Annotated in this window: 2 protein-coding genes; both read right to left on the reverse strand. The window is 68.6% G+C overall.

Annotated features, from left to right (window positions below; translation table 11 throughout):
- On the reverse strand, positions 1-1,057 hold a 1,057-nt coding region (locus AAHM44_RS24680), incomplete at its 3' end, for a protoglobin domain-containing protein (protein WP_342251647.1).
- Positions 1,058-1,150: 93 nt separating this feature from the next.
- A complete protein-coding gene (gene mfd, locus AAHM44_RS24685) occupies positions 1,151-4,606 on the reverse strand; it encodes a transcription-repair coupling factor (RefSeq protein WP_342251648.1) in 3,456 nt (1,151 codons plus the stop codon).
- Positions 4,607-4,676 lie beyond the last annotated feature (70 nt).

A 4,676-nucleotide genomic window follows, 5' to 3' on the forward strand; every position in this document is an offset into this window, starting at 1 on the left:
CCCCCGGGGGGCCCCCCCGGCCCCCCCCGCGGCCCGCCTCGCCGGCGCGGCCGGCTTCGACGGCGGCGTTCATCGCGAGGACGCGGGTCTGGAAGGCGATCTTGTCGAGACCCTCGATCACCGTGTCGATGCCCTTGGCGCTTTCCGAAACGCGGTTCATCGCCTCGACCGCCTGATGGGCGACGCTGCGGCCGTCATCGACGGTGGCGATCGCCTGGTCGGCGCGGGCGACGGTGGACTGGGCGGCGCGGGCGGTGTTGCTCGAGCGGCTGTCCATCTGCGAGACGGCGGCGTTGGTCTCCTCGAGGCTGGCGGCATTGGCCTGGGTGCGGCGGGCGAGGTCGTCCGACGCCTGGGCGATCTCGTGGATCGTGCCGTTGATCCGCTGCGAGCCGGCGGTGACCGCGCGGATCATGTCCTGCATCTTGGCGAGCGTGTGGTTGTAGCTGCGCTCGAGCGAGGCATAGGTGGCGGGCATGTTGGCGAGCTGGCGGGTGAGGTCGCCATCGGCAAGCGCGGCCAGCGCCTCGTCAAGCGCCTGCACGGCCTTTTCGCGGGCGACCTGCTCTTCCTCGAGATAGATCGAGATGGAGAGCTCCATGTCGAGCAGCGCGGCCTTGCTAAGTGCGGCGGGCAGGGCGGCGGCGGCGCGGGGGCGGAAGGCATTGACGAGGCGGCGCCACAGCGGGGTGCGCGCCATCGTGGCTTCGATCAGGTGCTCCAGCACCAGCGCATAGCCGCCGACATACCAGCGCGGCTCGAGCCCGATGCGCGAATGGGTGGCGCCGATGCGGCGGACGCTCTGATAATATTGCTCGTCGAAATTGCCGTCCATGATGCGGCCCCAGTGCTTTTCCTGGGCCGACTGGGCGCCGCGCATGTGATCGGCGTTCGAGAAGAAGCGCGCGGTCTCCGGGGTGGCGCGGACACGGGCGTAGAAACGATCAAGGGCCTTGCCGATTACCGAGCGGATCAGCGTGCTGTTGGCGGAAAGCGTGGCACGCTGCGCGGGTCCCATCTCCATGTACGCGAGACGGGACGAGAGATGATCGGTCACTTCGAGGATTCTCCTTGGGATGCCCCCCTATTCTAGGAGAGCGAACCCAAGGGCGGTGCCGCCGCGCGCAGGATATTGATCCGGATCAAAAATTCAGCCGGCGGCCTTGGCGAGTCCGCGCGAGAGCTGGAGCGCGCCGTTGAGCCGGGCCTGGGGCGTGGCCCAGGCGCGGTTGATGACCAGCTTCATGTCCGGGCGCAGCTTCGCGGTGCCTTCCAGCTTGTCGACATAGGCGAGCAGGCCCTCGACGTTCGGGAACTTGTCGTCGTGGAAGCTGACCAGCGCGCCCTTGGGGCCGACATCGATCTTGGCGATGCAGGCCTTCTTGGCGTTGAGCTTGGTCTCGATCAGGGTGATCAGGTTCTCGGTCGCCTCGGGCAGCTTGCCGAAGCGGTCGATCAGCTCGGCGGCGAAGGCCTCGATGCCGGCGCGGTCCTCGACGTCGTTGAGGCGGCGATAGAGGCCCATGCGCAGGTCGAGGTCGGGGACATAGTCCTCCGGGATCATGATCGGCGCGTCGACGGTGATCTGGGGCGACAGGTCGCGCGGGCGCTCGTCGCGCAGGCCGCCGGCCTTGGCGTCCATGATCGCTTCCTCGAGCATCGACTGGTAGAGCTCGTAGCCGACTTCCTTGATATGGCCGGACTGCTCGTCGCCGAGCAGATTGCCGGCACCGCGGATGTCGAGGTCGTGCGACGCGAGCTGGAAACCGGCGCCCAGGCTCTCCAGGTCGGAGAGGACCTTGAGGCGCTTCTCCGCCGCCTCGGTCATCAGCCGCTGGGCGGGGGTGGTCATGTACGCATAGGCGCGGGTCTTGGAGCGCCCGACGCGGCCGCGCAGCTGGTAGAGCTGGGCGAGGCCGAACTTGTCGGCGCGGTTGATGATGAGGGTGTTGGCCGAGGGGATGTCGATGCCGGACTCGATGATCGTGGTCGAGACGAGCAGGTCGTACTTGCGGTCGTAGAAGGCGGACATGCGCTCCTCGACCTCGGTCGGCGTCATCTGGCCGTGGGCGACGACATAGGAGATCTCGGGGACGTCGTTGCGGAGGAACTCCTCGATCTCGGGCAGGTCCGAGATGCGCGGCGTGACGAAATAGGCCTGGCCGCCGCGATAATGTTCGCGGAGCAGCGCCTCGCGCAGGACCACCGGGTCCCAGGGCATGACATAGGTGCGCACCGCGAGGCGGTCGACCGGCGGGGTCTGGATCACCGACAGCTCGCGCAGGCCGGACATCGCCATCTGCAGGGTGCGCGGGATCGGGGTGGCGGTGAGGGTGAGGACATGGACGTCCGCCTTCATCGCCTTCAGCCGCTCCTTGTGGGTGACGCCGAAGCGCTGCTCCTCGTCGACGATGACCAGGCCGAGGCGCTTGAACTCGACATTCTTGGCGAGCACTGCGTGGGTGCCGACGACGATGTCGATCGTGCCGTCCGCCGCGCCGTCCTTGGTCGCCTTCATCTCGTTGGCGCCGACCAGGCGCGAGAGGCGGCCGACCTTGATCGGGAAGCCTTCGAAACGCTGGGTGAAGTTGTTGAAGTGCTGGCGGGCGAGCAACGTGGTCGGGCAGACCACCGCGACCTGCATCCCGGCCATCGCCGCGACGAAGGCGGCGCGCAGCGCGACCTCGGTCTTGCCGAAGCCGACATCGCCGACGATGAGCCGGTCCATCGGGCGGCCGGCAGCGAGATCCTCGAGCACGTCGCCGATCGCGCGGTCCTGGTCGTCGGTCTCCTCATAGGGGAAGCGGTCGACGAATGCGGGGTAGCCGCCGGCATCGGGCTCGGCGACTTCGGCGGGGCGGGTGGCGCGCTTGGCCGCGGTGGCGATGAGCTCGCCCGCGATCTCGCGGATCCGCTCCTTCATCCGGCTCTTGCGCCGTTGCCACGCCTCGCCGCCCAGCTTGTCGAGCGTCGCGCCCTCTTCGCCCGCGCCGTAGCGGCTCAGGACCTCGAGATTCTCGACCGGGACGTAAAGCTTGTCGCCGCCGGCATAGGTGAGCGCGACGCAGTCGTGCGGCGCCTTCTGCACCGGGATCTGGGTGAGCCCCTCATAGCGGCCGATGCCGTGATCGACGTGCACGACCAAGTCGCCCGGCGAGAGCGTCGCCAGCTCGTTGAGGAACGCGTCGGTCGATTTGCGGCGCTTCGAGCGGCGGACGAGACGGTCGCCGAGCATATCCTGCTCGGTCAGTACCGACACGTCGGGCGCTGCGAAGCCGTGATCGAGCGGCAGCACGATCATTGCGACGGCGCTGTCGGCGATGCCCATCGCCTCATGCCAGCTGTCCGCCTTGCGCGCGGTCTTGAGCCCGTGATCGGCGAGCAGCCCGGTCAGGCGCTCGCGGGCGCCGCCCGAATAGCTGGCGAGGATCGGCTTCCTGCCCGCCTTGCGCAGCTTGGCGATGTGCTCGACCACCGCCTCATAGACATTGGTGCCGGCGGCGCGTTCGGGCGCGAAATCGCGCGGGCCATCGACGTTGAAGTCGAGGACGGTAGCGCTTTCGGGCTCGTGGAAGGGCGTGGCGGTGTGCGCCGGCCAGTCGGCAAGGCGCTTCTCCCATTCGCTGGCGACCAGGTAGAGCGCATCGGCTGCGAGCGGGCGATAGCTGCCCGGGTCGGCCGACTGGGCGCGGACGCGGTTCGACTGATAGTCGGCGATTGCTTCGAACCGGGCTTCGGCGGCGCCGGCATCGCCCGCGTCGCGGATCAGGATCGCATCGTCGGGGAGATGCTCGAACAGGGTCTCGAGGCGATCCTCGAACAGCGGCAGCCAATGCTCCATGCCGGCGAGGCGGCGGCCGTCGCTGATCGCCTGGTAGAGCGGATCGCCGGTGGCGGTGGCGCCGAACTTTTCGCGGTACCGGGTGCGGAAGCGCTTGACCGATTCCTCGTCGAGCAGGGCTTCGGATGCGGGCAGCAGGGTGAAGCCGTCGACCCGCCCGGTGGTGCGCTGGTCCGAGGGGTCGAAGGTGCGGACGCTCTCGATCTCGTCACCGAAGAAATCGAGGCGCAGGGCCTGTTCGGCGCCCGAGGGGAAGAGATCGACCAGGCCGCCGCGCACCGCGAACTCGCCGGAATCGTTTACCGTGTCGACGCGGACATAGCCGTTCGCCTGGAGCAGTACTGCAAGCTTGTCGAGGCCGATGCGCTCGCCGGGGGCGAGGCGGGCGACGAGCTGGCGGATGCGGAAGGGCGTGAGCGTGCGCTGGGTGGCGGCGTTGACCGTAGTGACGAGCAGGCGGGGCTTGTCGCTCTTGCCCTGGAGCGCGTGAAGCGTGGCGAGGCGTTCGGCCATGACGCGCAGCGTTGGGCTGGCGCGGTCATAGGGAAGACAATCCCAGGCGGGGAAGCTCAGGACCTCAAGCTCGGGCGCGAAATAGGGCGCGGTGCCGGCCACGGCGCGCATCGCGGATTCGTCGGGCGCAACGAACACGGCCATCCGCCCGGTGCGCGCCAGATCGGCCAGCATCCAGGGAAGGAAGCCGGCGGGAGCGCCCGAGAGAGTGAGGGGCTTTTGCGCGGAGAGGATGGTCTTGAGGTCGGGCATCTTGGCTCTTGGTTCGTCATCCCGGCGAAAGCCGGGATCTCAGGCGAAGGCGCGGGGAAGGAGCCGCACG

Source organism: Sphingomonas sp. OTU376 (assembly GCF_038440415.1).
GTDB classification, from domain to species: domain Bacteria; phylum Pseudomonadota; class Alphaproteobacteria; order Sphingomonadales; family Sphingomonadaceae; genus Sphingomonas; species Sphingomonas kyeonggiensis_A.

What these genes read in the sequence shown, in the direction of transcription:
- mfd (WP_342251648.1), bottom strand. Translation starts at nt 4,606, where the DNA reads ATGCCCGACCTCAAGACCATCCTCTCCGCGCAAAAGCCCCTCACTCTC.